The sequence below is a fragment of the Streptomyces sp. NPDC090106 genome (assembly GCF_044747265.1).
Lineage (GTDB): Bacteria > Actinomycetota > Actinomycetes > Streptomycetales > Streptomycetaceae > Streptomyces.
Genome location: NZ_JBIVDS010000009.1, coordinates 369,851 through 388,467, shown reverse-complemented (window position 1 = coordinate 388,467; position 18,617 = coordinate 369,851). Strand labels below are relative to the sequence as shown.

Below are 18,617 nucleotides of genomic sequence, written 5' to 3'. Positions count from 1 at the left end.
ACTGTGGGAAGTAGGAAGAGAGAAGAAGAAGCGGGCCGGGTCAGCGGTCCACCGGGCGGACGACGACCGAGGTCGCCGTCGGTGACGACTCCACCCAGACCTCCGCGCCCCGTGGCACCGGTTCGGCGCTGCGCGCCGCGAACTTGACCCGTTGGCCCGCGAGGTGGAGCAGGACCTCGCCGAAGCCCCCGGAGGGGATGGCGGTCACGACGTTCCCCGTGGTGCCCACGAGGTCGTCACCGGTGGGTGTCGCGGCCGTCTGGTCGCGCATGAGGGCGCGGCTGAACCGGTACGTCAGCCAGGCCGTCCCCGACCCGGCGAGCACGCCGACGCCGGTGGCCGCCACCGGGGCCATGCCCGTGGTGCCGAGGGCGATGGCGCCGCCGAAGCCGGTCATCGCCAGGAACCCGGCGACGACCGGCAACGACAGCACCCCGTCGAGAGCGCCGTCCAGGGCCCCGTCCAGCAGCCCCTCCAGCACCCCCTCGAAGACCAGCGACAGGACGAGCAGTACGACCCCCGTGATGCCGAGTCCGAGGAACCAGCTCATGCGTACCGCCCCCTCTCGCCCCGTCGCCGGTCTGGCCTGGCAAGATCTTCACACAGAGGGCGCGACGTGTTCATTGCCGGATTCCGGCAATCTTTACGCGTTCCTGATGCGGGGCTGCGGCAGTCGGCCGAGGGACCGCCCGCGCGGTCGGCGCAGGTCGCCGGTTGGACGGGGCGCGTGCCGAGCACGTACAGGTGAGGGTCCGAGACAGGTGGGAGACGGACATGACCGCGGACGAGAGACCGGACCAGTACCTCGACGGTTACGCCGAGATACTCGCGGACGCCTCCTCCACAGGCCGCCGCCTCACCCGGGACGAACTCGACTCCCGCCGTGAGCTGGGGGCCAGGGCGGCGGCGTCCGGACACGGCTGGCGGGTGCTGGTGCGCGAGCACCTGGCGGTCGGCCGGGCCGCCCGGCCCTCGGGGGCCGACCCCGACAGCGTCCTGTCCGTCATCGCGCAGGCCCTGGACGCCTTCGCCGACGGCTACGAACGCGCCCAGCGGCTCGTCATCCGGCAGGAGGAGGCCGCCCGGCGCGAGTTCATCGACGACGTGCTCCACGGTGGCGGCGACTCCGGTCATCTGGCCGCCCGCGCCGAACGGTTCGGGCTGCGCCTGTCGCGGCTGCACGCCGTGGCCGTCGCCGAGGGGCCCGTCAAGTACGACGAGACGGACCCGGTCCCGCGCCAGGTCGAGGAGGCGCTTTTCGGCCGTTTCGAGAACCGCAGAATCCTGTTCACCACCAAGGACGGGCGGATGGTGTGCATCGCGCCCGGCGACCAGAGCGACGTCCTCACCCACTTCGCCAAGCGCGCCCACGCCGCGACCGACGGCGGCCAGGTCGCGATCGGCCGCCCCAGGGAGGGCGTCGTCGGCATCGGCCACAGCTACGAGGAGGCCCTGAACGCACTCGACGTGGCCCAGCGGATGGGCTACGACGATCCGGTGCTGCACGCGGTCGACCTGCTCGTCTTCCCCGTCCTGGCCCGTGACCGACAGGCCCTGGTGGACCTCGTGCGCAGCACGCTCAGCCCTCTGGAACAGGCGCGCGGCGGTGCCCAGCCCCTGCTCGCCACCCTGGCCGCCTACTTCGACACCGGGTGCGTGGCCGCCGAGACGGCCCGCCGGCTGAACCTGAGCGTGCGGGCCCTCACCTACCGGCTGGATCGCATCCACACGCTGACCGGTGCCAACCCCGCCGATCCCGCACAGCGTTACACCCTGCAGACTGCCGTCATCGGCGCCCGCCTGCTCAACTGGCCCACCAGGCCCCTGTGAGGCGGCGGTCCGGGGCCCGGCGGACCTCGCGACCGCGCCGTACCCCCGCGTCACCCCAGCGGAAGGAACCGACACCATGATCGAGTGGGCGTCCCTCAGCGCCGAGGCAAAGCCCGTTCCCCGTCCCGTCGCCACCCCCTGGGTGTGGGCCGTCGCCTTCGGCGGTGCCCTGACCCTGGTGGCCCTGCACACCGCCTTCATAGGCCCGGACCGTCCCGGTCCCGCCCTCGTCGCCCTGTCCCTGCTGGCCGCCCTGCTGGGGCTGCCCGCCCGCTTCACGGCGGCGCCCGGCACCGCCGTGCTGTGCTGGCTGTTCCTCAACGGCTTCGCGATCCCGCCCGCGGGCACCCTCACCTGGGCCGCGCACCGCGACACGTTCTGGCTCACCTGCCTGTGCGCCGCCGCCCTGCTCGGCACCGCGATGGCCCGCGTGCATCACGCCCGGGTCGCCTACCGCCGGATCACCACGGGTGTCGCCGGACCGTTCGACACCGACCTCCCCGCCGAGTGAACAGAAGACGAACGAAAGCTGAATAAGTTGCGCTCCCGAGGTGCGCAACTTTGCACCCCCCACCCCCGTCGAACGGGCGACCAACGGCGTCAGCCGTGCACATTCCCGTGGGGGGAACCTTGTCCATGTCGTTCCGTCGGCTGTGCGGCGTACTGCGCGTACGCAACACGGCCGATCTGCTCCTCGTCGTCCTGCTGGCCGCCGGTTTCACCGCGCTGCCGGTCTTCGCGCTGCTGCCGTCGCCGGGGGGCTTCGCGGTGGCGTCGCTGGTGAGCTACGTGGCCGACGAGGCGCTGCACGCCCGCGCGCCCGGGTTCGTCCGCAGGCTCGCCGCCCTCCAGCTCGACCGCACCCTGCGATTCGCCGTCCGCACGGTGATGCTGCTCGCCCTGGCCGAGCGCACGGGCGCGCCGGACATCCTGCTGGTGGCCGGCCTCGCCGTCTTCAGCGCGCACTTCGCCCTGGTCATGCTGCACACCGCGCTGCACCACGCGATCCGGCGCCGCCGGGTGCTCCCGCTGGTGGTGCGCAACCTCGACATGAGCGCGCTGGGCCTGCCGAGGCAGCCGCCCGCCCTCCTGTTCCGGCGTTCCCTGCGCAAGCTCCTGCACCTGGACCTCGCCGCGCACGCCGGGCTCCTGCTCGCCGTGGTGAGCGGCGACCGGCGGTGGGCGTACGGCGGGTTCGCGCTGACCCTCGGCGTCACCGCCCTCGCCGTGCTCGCGCTGCTCGGGCAGTACCTGCGGACGCGGCGGATGCCCCCGCGCGAGGACGTGTTCGCCGAGGTCAACCGGCGGCTCGCCGAACACCGGCCCGAGGTGGCCCTCTACTTCAGCTTCGCCTCGGTCTCCCGGGACTTCATGTACCAGGTCAACATGTGGATCGAGACGCTGGAGCAGCTCGACCGCCGCCCGGTGATCATCCTGCGCGAGCGGGCGTCGTTCCGGCACCTGAGCCGCACCCGGCTCCCCGTGCTGTGCGTGCCCAAGGCCGACGACCTCGCCGAACTCGACCTGACCGGCGTCCGGGTCGTCCTCTACCCCGGCAACGCCGGCAAGAACGTCCACATGCTCCGCGTCGCCGAGGCCAAGCACGTCTTCATCGGCCACGGCGACAGCGACAAACTGGCCAGCAGCAACCGCGTCAGCAAGGTCTACGACGAGATCTGGGTCGCCGGACGCGCCGGCCGCGACCGCTACCGCCGGGTCCGCCACGCCATCAGCGACGCGGCGATCGTCGAGGTGGGACGTCCGCAACTGGCGCCCATCCAGCTCCACGGAGACCGCGCCCCGGGCCCCCGCCCCGTCGTCATGTACGCCCCCACCTGGGAGGGATGGAGCGACGACGACTGCCACACCTCCCTGATCCCGATGGGCGTCCGGCTGATCGAGAAGCTCCTCGCCGACGACGTACGCGTCCTCTACAAGCCGCACCCGCTCACTGGAAAGCGCTCCGAGGAGGCGGCCGAGGCGGACCGGGCCATCCGCGCACTCCTGCACGCCGACAACGAGCACCGCGAGGCCGCCCGCGCGCAGGCCGCCGCCGCGGCCGTCCGGCCCCGCCTCACGGAGATCCGCGCCCGCCTCGACGACCTGGCCGGACGGGACACCGGCGACGACACCCAGCAGACCCGCGACGCCCGCCTGCCCGCACACGACGACGCGGCCGAATGGCACGCCCTGCGCGCCGAGTGGCACCGGCTGCACTGGGACAGCCACGGCACCGAGCGGCACCAGGTGATCGTCGAACAGCTGCCGACCCTGTACGAGTGCTTCAACCAGGCGGACGTCCTCATCAGCGACGTCTCCTCCGTCGTCGCCGACTTCGTCGCCAGCCTCAAGCCGTACGTCCTCACCAACGCCCACGATCTCCCCGACGACGAGTTCCGGGCCGCCTACACCACCGCCGGCGGCGCCCACCTCCTGGACCGGGACTGCGCCCGCCTCCCGGCCATCCTGCGCTCGGTGCGCGAACCGGGCGACGACCCGATGGCCGCGGACCGCCGCGTCCTCAAGGAGTACGTCCTCGGCCCCGACCGCCCCACCTCCATGGAACGGTTCAACACCGCGGTCAACGTCCTCGCCGAGAAGGGTGCCGCCGAACTCGCCGAGGACCGGGCGTTCCTGCGCCCGACCGACCTCGTCGGATGAGCCTCCGGTGGGCGGTCCCCTTCGAACGGATGATCACTAATTCGTTTGCCGCCCACCGGACCCGTCGGATAGGACGAACGCATGCTGACGGGTACGAAGGTCGGGCTCAGGGCCCGCCACGAGGACGACATCCCGATCCTCCAGGCCGAGCTCCACGACGACGTGGTCAACCACTCGCGAGCCCAGGGCAGGCCATGGCGGCCCATCGTGCACGGCTCGAAGAACGCGCCGTACCACGTCGACGACGACCAGGACACGAACGTCCCGTTCTCCGTGGTGGAACTGGACGGCGGCACGCTGATCGGCAGCGCCGTGCTGTGGGGCATCGACACCCACAACCGCACCGCGCACATCGGCCTCGGACTGCTGAAGCAGGCCCGCGGCAAGGGCTACGGCACGGACGTCGTCGCCGTGCTGTGCCACTACGGCTTCGTCGTCCACGGTCTGCACCGGCTCCAGATCGAGACCCTGGCCGACAACACCGCGATGCTGCGCTCCGCCGAACGCAACGGCTTCGTCCGCGAGGGCGTCCTGCGCTCCGCGGCCTGGGTGATGGGCGAGTTCCTCGACGAGGTGCTGCTCGGACTCCTGGCCCAGGACTGGAAGCGGACCTGACGGTGCCGTGAACGCGAACCGGGGGCCCTGGCGCGCACGCCAGGGCCCCCGGCCGCTCAAGGCCGCCTTGACCGGGTCAGACGCGGTCGGCCGCGATCAGCACGTACTGGAAGGACCCGTCCCGGTACGACTCGATGAACGCCTCCTCGATCCCCGTCACCAGGGACGACGTGGCCCGCAGCTCCCAGTACGGAAGCGTGTCGGGCGTCAGGTCGATCACCGCCTGCGGCACCAGCCGGTTGTCCGCCATCGCCCGCAGGTACTCACGGCGGGAGTGGATGTTGCACTCGAAGTGCGCGTTGATCTGCGAGACCCACTTCGAGGGCTGGCCGTAGCGCGGGTTCCAGCAGCCGGTGATCGTCACGTACCGGCCGCCCACCTTCAGGAAGCGGGAGTGCTCGGCCATCAGGTCGTGCAGGTCGACGTACATCGTCGACTCGTTGTTCCACGACGCCGTGACGCTGCCCTTCTCGAACGGCGTGTCGAGCATGTTGCACACCTGCGAGCGCACGTGGTCCTGGACGCGCAGCTCCCGCGCCCGCCGGTTGCCGAAGTCGGCCTGGGTGGCGGACAGGGTGACGCCCTCGACCTTGCAGCCGAACCGCTGGTGGGCCATCACCATGGACCCGCCGCGCCCGCAGCCGGCGTCGACGAGGGTGTCGTCGGCCGTCACGGGACCGAGGTGGCTCAGCAGGTACTCGGCCTGGGCGGACTCCAGCCGGTGCAGCTCGGCGATCAGCTTCTTCTCGTACTCGCTGTGCTCCGGGTCGCCGAGCGCGGCGTGGTTGACGGCGCCGATCCCGTAGTGGTGGTGGTAGAGCCCGTCCACGTCGCCGAGGCGCAGGTTCACCGGCCGCGCCTCGTTGTTCCAGTAGCGGGCGATGTCCTCCTGGTAGGGGCTCGCCGGGGCCGGGATCGTCGCGGAGACGGTGGGGCTGATTTCCGTGGTCACAGAGATGTCCGTTCCTTACCAGAAGTCGGGCAGGGTGTAGCGGTAGGTGTTGGTGCGGTGCCAGTCGTGGTTGCCGTCGACCCAGGCGGCCACGCCCTTGAGGAAGCGCGGCACCGCCGGCACGGGACAGGCCGCGGCGAGGTCGGCCGCCGCCGCCTCGAAGGCGTGCATGAGCTCGTTGTGGACCTCGACCGCCTTGAGATACGCGTCCCGCTCGGAGAGCCGCTCGCGCTCGGCGATCACCACGGGCAGATTCAGATGCCTGCCGGGACTGGCGAGTTCCTTGGTGTACGAGTACAGGTCGTTGACGATGGTCGTCGCGTTGCCGGCGAGCGCGATGACCCGCTGCATCTCGGGGCGCGCGTGGAGGTCCGCCGGGAGTTCGTAGCCGCCGACGGTGTCGGTGATCGTGGGACAGGGGCGGAAGTTGTTGAACTGGCGCATCGCCAGGTACTCCCACACCTCCGGGACGTGATCCGTCTCCGACCAGGCGGCCTCGGCCAGATACCCCAGGTGCAGCCGGGCCATGTCGTGCCGGTAGCGGTCGCACTGGGAGGGCGTCGCCGCACGGACGAAGTAGTCCATCGCGCTGCGGTACGCGCGTCTCGGCGAGTCCGATCCGAGCGACTCCTCCCACGCCGGGGTGTACTCCGGGGTGGTGTGCAGAGGGTCGAGCGCGGTGTGCGCGAGGAGCAGCCGCCCGCCGAGACCGACGGGGGAGCCGCCGTGGTCCTCGCAGTAGCAGTCGTCGAGGGCGTTCTCCGCGACCATCAGCCGGGTGGCCAGCATCAGATGGTCGACGCTGGGCGCGTCGGGATGACAGCCGACCATGTACCGGCCGACGTAGAACCCGTCGAACTCGCCCTCCCACTCCTCCGGGTAGAGCTGCACCTCGTCCTCGGCCCAGGCCTTGATCCGGCGGCTCACCTCCTCCACCCGCGCCGGGTCCGGCTCGGGAACGGGGTGGTGGTAGAGGCCGGGCACGGCCCGTCCCTCGGCGGGCGGGAGCACCGCCGGCGGCGAGAGCGGGGGAGTCGCGGGAACCCGGGTCAGCGAGAGGGAGGACGTGCCCAGACCGGTGGGCCCGCCCAGGGTTCGCTGCAGGACGGTTTCGCCCACGAGCTCCGTGTGGACGGGTTCCGCGTGAAAGGGCTCGGTGGGTGTGGGTGTGGGTGTGGGTGTGGGTGTGGGTGCGGGCGTCGGCGGGAGCGGTGGCGCGGCCGGTGGCGTTGCGATCGACGGAGGCGCCGCGCCCACCAGGGACAGCGAGGCGGTGCCGAGGCCGCTCGGACCGCTCAGGGCCCGCTGGAGGGCGGGCTCGGCGGCCGATGCGGGCGGCGCCGGTGGCATCGGCGGCATCGGTGGCGAGGCCACGACCTCGGCCGGGGGAGCGGACGGCGCCCTCACCGTGATCGGAGGATGCAGGGCGGCCGAGAGGCCCAGGACGGCCGTGGCGAGCGGGAGACCGGAAGCGACCGGCACGGGCACATCCGGTACGACGGCGTCGGGCGTGAGCACGTCCGGTCCGGCGGCCGGCGTCCCAGGCCGCCGCTGCTCGGGCACGGATGAACCAAGGGGCCCGGGATCGGGCATCTATGACTCCTTGCTGCGGTGGGGAGGAGGGCGTGGGCCGCGTGGAGGGGGCAGGGCCCCCGGTCCACGCGTGACGCGCTCAGTCCCGTTCGCGGGCGATCTGCACGTTCTCCATCACGCCGAGCGCGTCCGGCACGAGGACGGCGGCGGAGTAGTACGTGCTGACGAGATAGGAGATGACCGCCTGCTCGTTGATGCCCATGAACCGCGCGGAGAGCCCCGGCTCCACCTCGTCCGGCAGCCCGGTCTGCCACAGACCGATGACGCCCTGGTTCTCCTCGCCGGTGCGCATCGCGATGATGGAGCTGGTCTGCTCCTTGCTGATCGGGATCTTGTTGCACGGCAGGATCGGCACCCCGCGCCAGGCCGGCACGGACTGCCCGCCGAGGTCGACGTGGTCGGGGTAGAGGCCGTAGGCGTTGAAGCCGCGCCCGATCGCGGCGATCGTCCGCGGGTGGGCCAGGAAGAGCTTGGTGCCCCGGCGGCGGCAGAGCAGGTCGTCCATGTCGTCCGGCGTGGGGCGGCCGGAGTGCGGCTGGATGCGCTGCTTGAAGTCGGCGTTGTGCAGCAGCCCGAAGTCACGGTTGTTGATGAGCTCGTGCTCCTGGCGCTCCCGCAACGCCTCGATGGTCAGACGGAGTTGCTCCTCCGTCTGGTTCATCGGCCCGTTGTACAGGTCCGCGACCCGGGAGTGGATGCGCAGGATGGTCTGCGCGACGGAGAGTTCGTACTCGCGCGGCCTGGCCTCGTAGTCGACGAACGTGCCCGGCAGGTCGGCCTCACCGACGTGACCGGCGGACATGGCGATCTCGGCCTCGCCGTGCTTGTTCTGCCGCTGCCGGCTGACCGATCTGAACTCCTCCAGGTGCGCCTGGAGACTGGGCGCCGTGTCGCGGACGGCCTCGAAGTCGGCGCGGGCGAGCGTGAGAAGGGTCCCGGAGGTCTCGGCGGTCACCGTGTAGTCGTGCAGCGCGTCGCCGTCCAGCAGGGCGTTCTCGGCGAAGTGGTCGCCGTCCGCGAGGACCCCGATGGCGATCTCTCCGCCGTACTTGCCCTCACCGGACTGGCTGACCCGCCCATGGGCGATCATGTGGATCCGGTCCGCCTGGGTGCCGCGCCCGACCAGCACCTCACCGGCGCTGAAGTCGCGCTGGGCGCAGCGGTCGGCGAGCGCGGTCAGGACGTCCACGTCCTCGAAGCCCCGCAGCAGGGCCAGTTCGCCGAGTTCACGGGGGATCACCCGGACCGAGGCGCCGTCCTGCACGAACTCGATGCGCCCGTCGCCGACGGTATGGCTCAGCCGCCGGTTGACCCGGTAGGCGCCACCCTTGGTCTCGACCCAGGGGAGCATCCGCAGCAACCAGCGGGAGGTGATCTCCTGCATCTGCGGGGCGGACTTGGTGGTGGTGGCGAGGTTCCGGGCGGCGGCAGTGCTCAGGGACTGCTGCGGCACGGCTGGTGCGGCCTGGGTTTCCGGGCTGCTGTCCACGGTCATCGGAGTGAGCTGCTCCTTGCGTGACGGGGCGGCCGACGCACACGGGTGCGCGACCGCGAGACAGGAAGTACTGAACTGAACCGAACCGAACTGAAACGCGCTGAACTGGAATTACTGGGCAAAGGGTGACGATGTGGCTGATCCGTCTACCCACAGGACCGTAAGGGCCGGTCGGGGCGGGTTTCGTGGAGAAGCGGGATGCTTACTTCGAAGCGGTGACAATCATTCGAATCCGGTTTATCGGACCATTGATCGAAAACCGGCCAGCGGTGGCCGATCGCGCACGTCACCGCAACAGTGGCTTGCCGCTGGGTGCCCGCGTCTTCGAGGCTCGACGCGTTGTCGGACGCGTCTCCTGCCGCGTCACCCGTCGCGTGTCCATCGCGTCGTCAAGGAGGCCGGATCGTGCCGAGGGACATCGATGTGCTGGCGCCGCCGCAGCGGATCGCCGACCGGGTCGCTCGCTGGGAGGAGGCGCTCGACGCCTTCGTCCCGCCCAGGAAGACCGCGCGGAAGCTGCGCGTCGCCACGTGGAACCTGCGGGCCTTCGGCGGCCTGACCAAGGACTGGACGACCCCCGAAGGTGCCTCCCCCAAGCGGAACTTCACCGACCTGCACCTGATCGCCGCCGTGATCCGGCGGTTCGACGTGGTGGCGGTGCAGGAGGTGCGCGGCGATCTGCGGGCGCTGCGCCACCTGATGAAACTCCTCGGCGAGCACTGGGCGTTCATCCTCACCGACGTCACCAGGGGCGAGGACCAGAACCCCGAGCGGCTCGCGTTCCTGTTCGACACCCGCCGCGTCAAGCCGTCGGGCCTGGCCTGTGAATTCGTCGTTCCCCTGGAGAAGGGCGCCGAACTGGGGAAGGGGGAGCTGGACCGCCAGTTCGCCCGCACTCCCTACGCGGTGAGCTTCCTGTGGCAGAAGCAGACCTTCACCCTCGTCACCCTGCACGTCAGGTTCGGCGGCTCGGCGGCCGACCGGGTCCCGGAGCTGCGGGCCATCGCCCGGTGGCTGGCGGACTGGGCGGAGCAGGAGTTCGGCTGGGACCACAACCTGATCGCCCTCGGCGACTTCAACATCGACCGTGTCGGCGACCCCCTCTTCGAGGCGTTCACCTCGACCGGCCTCGTCCCCGCCCCGCAGTTGGCCGGACTGCCCCGGACGATCTTCGACGACCCGGGCGCCGAGCACTTCTACGACCAGATCGCCTGGTTCACCCAGGGCCAGAAGCAGCGCCCGGTGCTGACCCTCCAGGCCGGTGCCGGCGGCCACGTCGACTTCGTGCCCGCGCTCAAGGGCCGCGCCACCCTCGGTGACCTGTCCTTCCACCTCTCCGACCACTATCCGATGTGGGTGGAGTTCACGGCCCCGCCCGCGTAGACCGCCCTCTCGGAGCACTCTCGCTGATTAGGTAGACTGGTCTACCTAATTAAGGGAAGGGTGTCATGACGGAGACTGAGGCGGCTCCCCCGGAGCCCCGCAGGCGCCGGGGGGCCGCCCGCGAGCGGCTGCTCGCCGCGGCGGCCCGCCGCTTCTACGCGGACGGTGTGTCGGCCACCGGCATCGACGCGATCACCGCCGAGGCGGGGGTGGCGAAGATGAGCCTGTACAACAACTTCGACTCCAAGGCGGACCTGGTCCTGGCCTACCTCGACGCACGGCACGAGGAATGGCTGGACCTCTACCGGCAGCGCCTGGCGGCGGCCGGCCAGGACGCGCGCGGCGGCGTACTCGCCGTCTTCGACGCGTACGCCGACCACGCCAACTTCGCCTACGAGCACGGCTTCCGGGGCTGCGGACTGCTCAACGCCGCCGCCGAGCTGCCCGTCGGGGACGAAGGGCGCCATGTGGTGCGCCGGCACAAGGAGGAGGTCGAGGCGCTGCTCGCCGGGCACCTGGAGGAACTCCTGCCGGACGAGCCGGAACGGGTGCGCGCGACGGCGGAACACCTGTCGTTCCTGCTGGAGGGGTCGATCGCCCGCGCCGGTCTCGAAGGCTCGGACACCCGGGTCGCGCATGCGCGCACGATGGCGGCCGACCTCCTGGACCGGCTGTGACACGGCCCGCCGGAACCCTGACCGGCTCGGTCTGTGTCCTGCTGGCCTCGGTGCTGTGGGGCACCACGGGCACCGCCGCCACCTTCGCCCCCGCCGTGGGCCCCCTCGCGATCGGCGCCGTCGCCATGGGGCTCGGCGGACTGCTCCAGGCCCTTGTCGCCGCCCCGCGCATCCGCCGCGAGGCACCCGCGCTGCGCGTGCGACGCGGGACCGTCCTGCTCGGGGCGCTCGCGGTGGGTGCCTATCCGCTCGCGTTCTACAGCTCCATGCATCTGGCCGGGGTCGCCACCGGCACCGTGGTCTCGATCGGCTCGGCCCCGCTCGCCTCCGCGCTCGTCGAGCGGGTCGTCGACGGCCGCGGGCTCACCCGCCGCTGGATGTCAGGCGCCGCACTCGGACTCGCCGGGACGGTCCTGCTGTGCGCGGCCGAAGCCGCCCGCGCCTCCAGCGGTACGGGGGCGGGCTCGGCGGGGGAGACGGTGCTCGGCGTCGCGCTCGGACTGGTCGCCGGGCTCACCTACGCCCTGTACTCCTGGGCCGCTCACCGTCTCATCAGCGGCGGTGTCGGCTCCGGCGCCGCGATGGGCGCCGTGTTCGGCATCGGCGGGCTGCTGCTGATGCCGGTGCTGCTCGTGACCGGCGGCCCGCTGCTCGACTCCTGGTCCAACGCGGGCGTCGGCCTCTACATGGCCCTCGTCCCGATGTTCCTCGGCTACGTCCTGTTCGGCTGGGGTCTCGCCCACGTCCCGGCGAGCACCGCGACGACGCTGTCCCTGCTGGAACCCGCCGTCGCCGCCGTGCTCGCCGTCCTGGTCGTGGGCGAGCGGCTGCCCGCGCCGGGCTGGATCGGCATCGCCCTGGTCGTCGGCTGCCTCGGCGTCCTGACCGCACCTGCCGGTGGTGCGGGCCGCCGCGCCAGGGTCGCCGCGGCGCAGGACGGCGAGGCAGCCGCCATGGCGGACCCGCAGCCGACCCGGTGACCGGGGGTGGGCCCTACAAGTACGGGCGGGTCAACAGCTCGATCGCGTGACCGGCGGGGTCCTTGAAGTACACACCCCGGCCGCCGTGACCGTGGTTGATCTCGCCCGGCTTCTTCATCTGCGGATCGGCCCAGTGCTCGACCGCGCCGTCACGGAGCCGCTGGTACGCGCGATCGAACAGCTCGTCGTCGATCAGGAACGCGTAGTGCTGCATCTGGATCTCCACCGGCGGCTCGGCGAACTGGAGCAGTACGCCGTCGGGGAGCTGGATGTTGGTGAAGGGGCCCCAGGACGGTGCTTCCGACAGTTCGAGCAACTCGCAGAAGAAACGAGCCGATTCGGTGCGGTCCTTGGCGGCGATGATGGTGTGGTTGAACGACACGCTCATAGGGATGGCCTCGCTGGTGTTCGACACGGGAGAGGGACTCAGGGAGTGGAGCTGAGGAGAGTCCTGGGAGGTCCTCGTGTCGAACGGGGGTGCCTGACACGCACCCGCGGTGCGCTCAGCGCACCACCGGGTCGCCGATCCGTGCGTGGCTGCAAGCCGGTCCGGTGTTCACGTCCGGGACCTTACGTGATCGGGTGGGCGGGGACAACAGGATTGCGGGCGTGGGAAGTTGGCGGGCGATCGCCCCACGCGGGGCCCGGCCGGGGCGGTGGGCCGGTGGTCAGAGCCGCCAGCCGCGCAGCTGATCGGCGACGGCCGGTATCCGGAGCCGGGAGTCGCGGATCTTGCGGATGAGGTCCGAGAGGGCGCCGTACGGGGGGTCGATGCCCTCACCGGACTGGTCCATGTACTGGGCGGCGACGAAGGCGGCGAACAGGCTGTTGCGGTGGGGGAGCGGCTCCAGGCGCACGATGGTGTGCATCAGCGCCGCCGCCCGCCAGGCCGCGTCCGGGTCGGCCGCTTCCAGGGTCGGCAGCTTGGTCTTGTGCCGGGCGACGGCGGAGACCAGGGCCGAGTAGTCCGCGACCGACATGTCGTCCGTGCCGAGAGCGGCCTCCTGGACGTCGAGCAGCCAGGAGACGTCGATGTACAGGTGCATCAGGCGGCCGTGACCCCGCCCGGGCGCTCGGACGGCGGCACCTCGTCGGGGAAGGCCTCGTCGAACTCGTCGCGCAGCCGCTCGGCCCACGCGCCGGCGCCCGAGACGAACCGGCGCCGGTGCATCTCACGGACCCCGAGGTCGTGCAGGTACAGCTTGAGGCTCTTGCCTTCGGCGGCTGCTGCCGCGCGGACACCTTCGAGTTCCTCGTCGGTGAAAGACACGTTCAGGGAGGGCATGACGGAGATGGTACCTACTTGGTGCCGCGCATGCGAGAGGCTGGGTGACGGCGGGCGCGGGGGCACTCCGCCCGGCGGGGCCGGGGCGGCGAGTCCCGCGAGTGGCGATGAGTTCCGCGCCGTCCGACGGTCGTACTGTCGAACCCCGCACCGAGGAGGACCTGCGATGCGCACCGTGACCTATTCGATGAACATCTCGCTCGACGGCTACATCGTCGGGCCCGACGGCGGCTTCAACTGGACGGACCCCGACCCGGAGGTCTTCCGCTTCTGGATCGACGACATCCGGGGCGTCGACGTCCATCTGCTGGGCCGGCGCCTGTACGAGACGATGCTCTACTGGGAGACCGCCGCCGAGGACGAGACGCTCGGCGAAGCGGAACTCGAATGGACCGCGCTGTGGAATCCGCTTCCCAAGGTGGTGTTCTCCAAGACGCTGTCGACCGTGCGGGGCAACGCCCGTCTCGCCTCCGGGGACGTGATGGCGGAGATCGAGCGGCTGCGGGCCGAGCCGGGGGACGGCCAGATCGCCATCGGCGGCGCGACGCTCGCCGCCCAAGCGGCGGCGGCCGACCTCATCGACGAGTACCGGGTCATGGTCTACCCCGTGCTGGTCGGCGGCGGCATCCCGTTCTTCGCCCGGAACGAGCGTCACGTCAACCTGAAGCTCGTCGAGACCCGCACCTTCGACTCCGGGGTCGTCCACCTCCGCCACCGCGTGGAGCGCTAGGCGGGGCACGGCTTCTGCCGGGGTTTTCAGGCGGGTGGCGGCTGCCGCGTAACCTCGTGCTGTGTCCGCCTCCCGCCAGCATCGCGTCGCCGTCCTCGTGCTCGAAGGGGCGAAGCCGCTCGATGTCGGCATCCCCGCGCAGGTGTTCACGACCCGCGCGAGCATGCCGTACGAGGTGCGGGTGTGCGGGGCGACACCCGGGCTGGTGACGGGCGGCGACGGTCTCGCGTACTACGTCGCCCACGGCCTCGACGCGCTGGAGTGGGCGGACATCGTGTTCGTGCCCGGCTACCGCTTCCCGGACCGGGACGACCCGCCGCGGGAGGTCATCGACGCGCTGATCGCCGCCCACGGCCGGGGCGCGCGCCTGGCGGCCATCTCCACGGGCGCCTTCGCGCTCGCCGCGACAGGGCTGCTCGACGGCAGACGCGCGACGACGCACTGGCACTACACGCGGGCGCTCATGGCCAGGCACCCGCTCGTCAACGTCGACGAGAACGTCCTGTTCGTCGACGAGGGCAGTGTGCTCACCTCCGCCGGCGCGGCCTCCGGCATCGACCTGTGCCTGCACATCCTGCGCGGCGACCTCGGCGTCGCCGCCTCCAACCACGCCGCCCGGCGCCTGGTCGCGGCCCCCTACCGCAGCGGGGGCCAGGCCCAGTACGTGCCGCACAGCGTGCCCGAACCGCAGGGCGAGCGCTTCTCCGCCACCCGGGGGTGGGCGCTGCACCGGCTCGGCGACCCCCTCACCCTCGACATACTGGCGCGGCAGGCGGGCGTCTCGGCACGCACGTTCTCCCGCCGCTTCGTCGAGGAGACCGGCTACACGCCCATGCAGTGGGTGATGCGCGCGCGTATCGACCTCGCCCGCGAGCTGCTCGAACGGTCCGAGCGCGGTGTCGAGCAGATCGCGGCGGACGTCGGACTCGGCACCGGCGCCAACCTGCGCCTGCACTTCCAGCGCATCCTCGGCACCACCCCCAGCGAGTACCGGCGCACCTTCACCCGGGGCGAGTGACGGGCGTCCTGCCGGGCGAGGAGCGGCGCCCACCTGGGCGGACCACCCGCGCCCACCTGGGCGGACGACCGGCGCCCACCCGGGTGCACGACCCGCTTCCGACGCCATGGCGAGATCCTTTCGAACCATGGCGATGCCGCCACTGTCAGTGGCGCGCGCGGCGAGCGACCCTGGTGGCGAAGGGAAGGGACACCACTCATGACTCGCATCGCCATCAACGGATTCGGCCGCATCGGACGCAATGTGCTGCGCGCACTGCTGGAGCGCGACAGCGCCCTGGAGGTCGTCGCCGTCAACGACCTCACCGAGCCCGCAGCCCTCGCCAAGCTGCTCGCCTTCGACAGCACGGCCGGCCGGCTGGGGCGCCCGGTGACCGTGGACGGGGACACCCTCGTCGTCGACGGCCGCCGGATCAAGGTGCTGGCCGAGCGCGAACCCGCGCAGCTGCCGTGGGCCGAACTCGGCGTCGACATCGTGCTGGAGGCCACAGGCCGCTTCACCTCGGCGAAGGCCGCCCGCGCCCACCTCGACGCGGGTGCGAAGAAGGTCCTCGTCAGCGCCCCGTCGGACGGCGCCGACGTCACGCTCGCCTACGGCGTCAACACCGACGCGTACGACGCGGACGTGCACACGGTCGTCTCCAACGCCTCCTGCACCACCAACGCGCTCGCCCCGCTGGCCGCCGTCCTCGACGAACTCGCGGGCATCGAGCACGGGTTCATGACGACGGTGCACGCCTACACGCAGGAGCAGAACCTCCAGGACGGCCCGCACCGCGACCCGCGTCGCGCCCGTGCCGCCGGCGTCAACATCGTCCCGACCACGACCGGCGCCGCCAAGGCGATCGGCCTGGTGCTGCCCAACCTCGAGGGCAAGCTGTCCGGCGACTCGATCCGCGTGCCGGTCCCGGTGGGCTCGATCGTCGAGCTCAACACGACCGTCGCCCGTGACGTGACCGTCGACGAGGTGCTGGCGGCGTACCGCACCGCGGCCGAGGGTCCGCTGGCAGGCGTTCTGGAGTACTCGGAGGACGCGCTCGTGTCGTCCGACATCGTCGGCAACCCGGCTTCGTCGATCTTCGACTCCGCCCTCACCCGCGTGGACGGCCGTCACGTCAAGGTCGTCGCCTGGTACGACAACGAGTGGGGCTTCTCGAACCGTGTGATCGACACGCTGGAGCTGCTGGCCGGCCGCTGACAGCACCGCCGGGTTCCCGGCGGCGGATCCACTTGCGACGGGTGATGCCCGGCCTCAGCGGCCGGGCATCACCCGTCGCTGTCGTCTGTCGTCCCCCCGGCCACGTCTGTCCAGCCCCTCTCCAGGAGGTCGAACGCGCGCGTGACGGCCGCGGCGCGGTCGGCCTGGCCGTGCACGGCGCGCGGGGCCTCAAGGGCGAAGTGGGCCAGGGCGACGCAGGCGGGGTCGTCCGCGGGCAGTCCGGCGTCCTCGGCGATGGCCGAGGCCAGGGCCGCGGTGTGGCGCAGCCACATGGCCTGCGCGTAGTCACGCAGGGCCGGGGTCCTGTCGACCAGGTCCACGAAGGCGGCGAAGCGGGCGTCGCCCTCCTTGGCGGCGAGCCGGTGGCGCACCGTGTGCTCGCGCAGCGCGGCGGGGACGGACTGCCCCGCGGGACGTTCGCGGACGACGGCGAGGAGCCGCGCCTCCTGCTCCACGTCCTCGTCGAGGACGAGGGCCTCCTTGACCGGGAAGTGCTTGAACAGGGTCGTGGTGGAGACGTCGGCGGCGTCCGCGATCTCCCGGATGCCGACGTCGTCGTAGCCCCGTTCGAGGAACAGGCGCAGCGCGGCGTCCGCGATGGCCTGGCGGGTGGCGGCCTTCTTCCGCTCACGGCGGCCGATCGGCGCGGACGGGGTGCCGGACCCGGCGGCCGTCTCGCCGGCGGTCTCGCTGTCGGGGTCGGTCTCGGCGTCGGTCTCTGGGGCGGTCATGCCGCGACTCTACCCGCTCGGTTGCCCGGCTACAAAAGTTGAGCTGTTGCACTTATTGGGTCGTTGTGTTTTTCTGGAACGGTCGCCGCGAGACACAGTGCGCCGGCCGCGAGGCGCAGCCCGGCGACCTTCGCCCTTCTCTCGCCCACTCCCTCCCGCTCCAAAGGAGTGATCAGCCATGCCCACGTCCGAGCACACCCCCACCCCGCGCATCGCCGTCATCGGTGCCGGTCCCGGCGGCCTGACCTGCGCCCGCGTCCTTCAGCGGTACGGCATCGCCGTCACCGTCCACGACCAGGAGGCCGGCCCGCACGTCCGCAACCAGGGCGGCACCCTCGATCTGCACGAGGACAACGGCCAGATCGCCCTGCGCGAAGCCGGACTCCTCGACGAGTTCCTCCGGCTCGCGCGCCCCGAGGGGCAGGAGATGCGGCTGCTGGCCCCGACCGGCGCGTCCCGCTTCCACCACACCCCCGCCGAAGGCGAGCTCTTCAAGCCGGAGATCGACCGCAGCCAACTGCGCGACCTCCTCCTGAACTCCCTCGAACCCGGCACCGTGCGCTGGGGCCGGACCCTCCGCTCCGTCGAGGGTCCGGCCGCCGGACCCCGGCGACTGCACTTCGCCGACGGCTCCGTCGTCGAGGCCGACCTCGTCATCGGCGCCGACGGAGCCTGGTCGAAGGTCCGCCGCGCCCTCTCGGACGCCGTCCCGCGGTACACCGGCGTCAGCTTCCTCGAAGCCCGGTTCGACGACGTCGACGTCAGGCACCCGGAGATCGCGGCCCTCGTCGGTCAGGGCAGCGCCGCGGCGACCGACGGCGACCGGGGCCTGTTCGCCCAGCGCAACAGCGGTGGACATGTCCGCGTCTACATCGTCCAGCGCGTCCCCGCCGACTGGATCGCCGCCGCCGGTCTGACCGGCACGGACACCGACGGCATCCGCGCCCTCCTCCTGAACCGCTACGCCCACTGGTCACCGAGCCTGCGCCGCCTGCTCACCGACAACGACGGCCCTTACGTGGACCGCCCCCTGCACGCCCTCCCGGTCCCGCACACCTGGGAGCACAACCCGACGGTCACCCTCCTGGGAGACGCCGCCCACCTCATGCCGCCCCTCGGCGTCGGCGTCAACCTCGCCCTGCTCGACGCCTGCGAACTCGCCCTCGCCCTCGTCGGCAACGACACCGTCGGCGACGCCCTCCTCGCGTACGAGACGTCGATGCTGCCCCGCTCCGCCCGGATGCAGCACCTCCTCGACAACGGCGCCGAGGGCCTGCTGTCCACCGAACTCCCCGACTTCGCCAGGGAAGTTGCGGCGACGGGCTCGCCGGCCTAGAACCCCTGGCCGGAGGGCCGGAGTGTAGGGTCTCCATGCCGCGCCACCCGTCCACGAGTGCGGCTGTCGAACTGGGGGAGACCGTGAGGGACAGGCACTTTCCGGTGTCGAGG

At 71.6% G+C, this 18,617-nt stretch carries 19 protein-coding genes; 11 read left to right on the top strand and 8 right to left on the bottom strand.

What is annotated here, in order from left to right:
- Positions 1 to 40: 40 nt before the first annotated feature.
- On the bottom strand, positions 41 to 550 hold the full coding sequence (locus tag ACIPSE_RS29100) for a hypothetical protein (RefSeq protein WP_401668002.1): 510 nt from the start codon (positions 548 to 550) through the stop codon (positions 41 to 43).
- A gap of 224 nt (positions 551 to 774) precedes the next feature.
- Here ACIPSE_RS29100 and ACIPSE_RS29095 point away from each other — a divergent pair, with 224 nt between their 5' ends.
- The 4 genes from ACIPSE_RS29095 (at position 775) to ACIPSE_RS29080 (ending at position 5,106) form a co-directional block, all read left to right on the top strand.
- The gene (locus tag ACIPSE_RS29095; protein WP_401668000.1) at positions 775 to 1,830 is read left to right on the top strand and encodes a PucR family transcriptional regulator; all 1,056 of its coding nucleotides are present in this window, start codon (positions 775 to 777) and stop codon (positions 1,828 to 1,830) included.
- 76 nt (positions 1,831 to 1,906) lie between these two features.
- Positions 1,907 to 2,341 carry a hypothetical protein gene (locus tag ACIPSE_RS29090; protein WP_401667998.1) on the top strand — a complete coding sequence of 145 codons (435 nt, stop codon included), beginning with the start codon at positions 1,907 to 1,909 and terminating at the stop codon, positions 2,339 to 2,341.
- Positions 2,342 to 2,466: 125 nt separating this feature from the next.
- Entirely contained in the window at positions 2,467 to 4,491 is a 2,025-nt protein-coding gene (locus ACIPSE_RS29085) for a CDP-glycerol glycerophosphotransferase family protein (RefSeq protein ID WP_401667995.1), read from the top strand.
- Between the two features lie 81 nt (positions 4,492 to 4,572).
- Positions 4,573 to 5,106, top strand: a complete 534-nt coding sequence (locus ACIPSE_RS29080) for a GNAT family N-acetyltransferase (RefSeq protein WP_401667992.1) — start codon at positions 4,573 to 4,575, stop codon at positions 5,104 to 5,106.
- A 76-nt stretch (positions 5,107 to 5,182) separates the two neighbouring features.
- Here ACIPSE_RS29080 and ACIPSE_RS29075 read toward each other — a convergent pair whose 3' ends face one another.
- The 3 genes from ACIPSE_RS29075 to ACIPSE_RS29065 all read right to left on the bottom strand — a co-directional run bounded on the left by ACIPSE_RS29075 (position 5,183) and on the right by ACIPSE_RS29065 (position 9,146).
- Complete coding sequence (locus tag ACIPSE_RS29075; RefSeq protein ID WP_401667989.1) at positions 5,183 to 6,058, bottom strand: geranyl diphosphate 2-C-methyltransferase; 876 nt, start codon at positions 6,056 to 6,058, stop codon at positions 5,183 to 5,185.
- 15 nt (positions 6,059 to 6,073) lie between these two features.
- Positions 6,074 to 7,651, bottom strand: coding sequence for a family 2 encapsulin nanocompartment cargo protein terpene cyclase (locus tag ACIPSE_RS29070; protein WP_401667986.1), 1,578 nt, complete (start codon positions 7,649 to 7,651; stop codon positions 6,074 to 6,076).
- A 79-nt stretch (positions 7,652 to 7,730) separates the two neighbouring features.
- Positions 7,731 to 9,146 (bottom strand): family 2B encapsulin nanocompartment shell protein, encoded by a 1,416-nt coding sequence (locus ACIPSE_RS29065; protein WP_401667984.1) that lies wholly within the window; start codon positions 9,144 to 9,146, stop codon positions 7,731 to 7,733.
- A gap of 405 nt (positions 9,147 to 9,551) precedes the next feature.
- Between ACIPSE_RS29065 and ACIPSE_RS29060 the strand changes: the two genes are divergently transcribed.
- From ACIPSE_RS29060 to ACIPSE_RS29050, 3 genes are all read left to right on the top strand, one after another.
- Positions 9,552 to 10,529, top strand: coding sequence for an endonuclease/exonuclease/phosphatase family protein (locus ACIPSE_RS29060; protein ID WP_401667981.1), 978 nt, complete (start codon positions 9,552 to 9,554; stop codon positions 10,527 to 10,529).
- A 65-nt stretch (positions 10,530 to 10,594) separates the two neighbouring features.
- On the top strand, positions 10,595 to 11,206 hold the full coding sequence (locus tag ACIPSE_RS29055) for a TetR/AcrR family transcriptional regulator (RefSeq protein ID WP_401667978.1): 612 nt from the start codon (positions 10,595 to 10,597) through the stop codon (positions 11,204 to 11,206).
- On the top strand, positions 11,203 to 12,186 hold the full coding sequence (locus ACIPSE_RS29050; protein ID WP_401667976.1) for a DMT family transporter: 984 nt from the start codon (positions 11,203 to 11,205) through the stop codon (positions 12,184 to 12,186). Before ACIPSE_RS29055 ends, ACIPSE_RS29050 begins: the two co-directional genes overlap by 4 nt.
- A 13-nt stretch (positions 12,187 to 12,199) precedes the next feature.
- Here the strand turns inward: ACIPSE_RS29050 and ACIPSE_RS29045 are convergent, their stop codons facing one another.
- From ACIPSE_RS29045 to ACIPSE_RS29035, 3 genes are all read right to left on the bottom strand, one after another.
- The gene (locus ACIPSE_RS29045; protein WP_401668295.1) at positions 12,200 to 12,574 is read right to left on the bottom strand and encodes a VOC family protein; all 375 of its coding nucleotides are present in this window, start codon (positions 12,572 to 12,574) and stop codon (positions 12,200 to 12,202) included.
- Between the two features lie 280 nt (positions 12,575 to 12,854).
- Positions 12,855 to 13,232: a toxin Doc gene (locus tag ACIPSE_RS29040; protein ID WP_401667973.1), complete on the bottom strand. Its 378-nt coding sequence runs from the start codon at positions 13,230 to 13,232 to the stop codon at positions 12,855 to 12,857.
- Complete coding sequence (locus ACIPSE_RS29035) at positions 13,232 to 13,471, bottom strand: hypothetical protein (RefSeq protein ID WP_401667971.1); 240 nt, start codon at positions 13,469 to 13,471, stop codon at positions 13,232 to 13,234. The genes ACIPSE_RS29040 and ACIPSE_RS29035 overlap by 1 nt, the downstream gene beginning before the upstream one ends.
- A 166-nt stretch (positions 13,472 to 13,637) precedes the next feature.
- On the opposite strand from ACIPSE_RS29035, the gene ACIPSE_RS29030 reads away from it, so the two are divergent.
- The 3 genes from ACIPSE_RS29030 to gap all read left to right on the top strand — a co-directional run bounded on the left by ACIPSE_RS29030 (position 13,638) and on the right by gap (position 16,416).
- Positions 13,638 to 14,201, top strand: a complete 564-nt coding sequence (locus ACIPSE_RS29030; RefSeq protein WP_401667968.1) for a dihydrofolate reductase family protein — start codon at positions 13,638 to 13,640, stop codon at positions 14,199 to 14,201.
- A 61-nt stretch (positions 14,202 to 14,262) separates the two neighbouring features.
- Positions 14,263 to 15,219: a GlxA family transcriptional regulator gene (locus tag ACIPSE_RS29025; RefSeq protein WP_401667965.1), complete on the top strand. Its 957-nt coding sequence runs from the start codon at positions 14,263 to 14,265 to the stop codon at positions 15,217 to 15,219.
- Between the two features lie 198 nt (positions 15,220 to 15,417).
- Positions 15,418 to 16,416 (top strand): type I glyceraldehyde-3-phosphate dehydrogenase, encoded by a 999-nt coding sequence (gap, locus tag ACIPSE_RS29020; RefSeq protein WP_401667962.1) that lies wholly within the window; start codon positions 15,418 to 15,420, stop codon positions 16,414 to 16,416.
- A gap of 68 nt (positions 16,417 to 16,484) precedes the next feature.
- Here the strand turns inward: gap and ACIPSE_RS29015 are convergent, their stop codons facing one another.
- Entirely contained in the window at positions 16,485 to 17,168 is a 684-nt protein-coding gene (locus ACIPSE_RS29015) for a TetR/AcrR family transcriptional regulator (RefSeq protein WP_401667960.1), read from the bottom strand.
- Between the two features lie 178 nt (positions 17,169 to 17,346).
- On the opposite strand from ACIPSE_RS29015, the gene ACIPSE_RS29010 reads away from it, so the two are divergent.
- Complete coding sequence (locus ACIPSE_RS29010) at positions 17,347 to 18,504, top strand: FAD-dependent oxidoreductase (RefSeq protein WP_401667958.1); 1,158 nt, start codon at positions 17,347 to 17,349, stop codon at positions 18,502 to 18,504.
- The last annotated feature ends 113 nt before the right edge of the window (positions 18,505 to 18,617 follow it).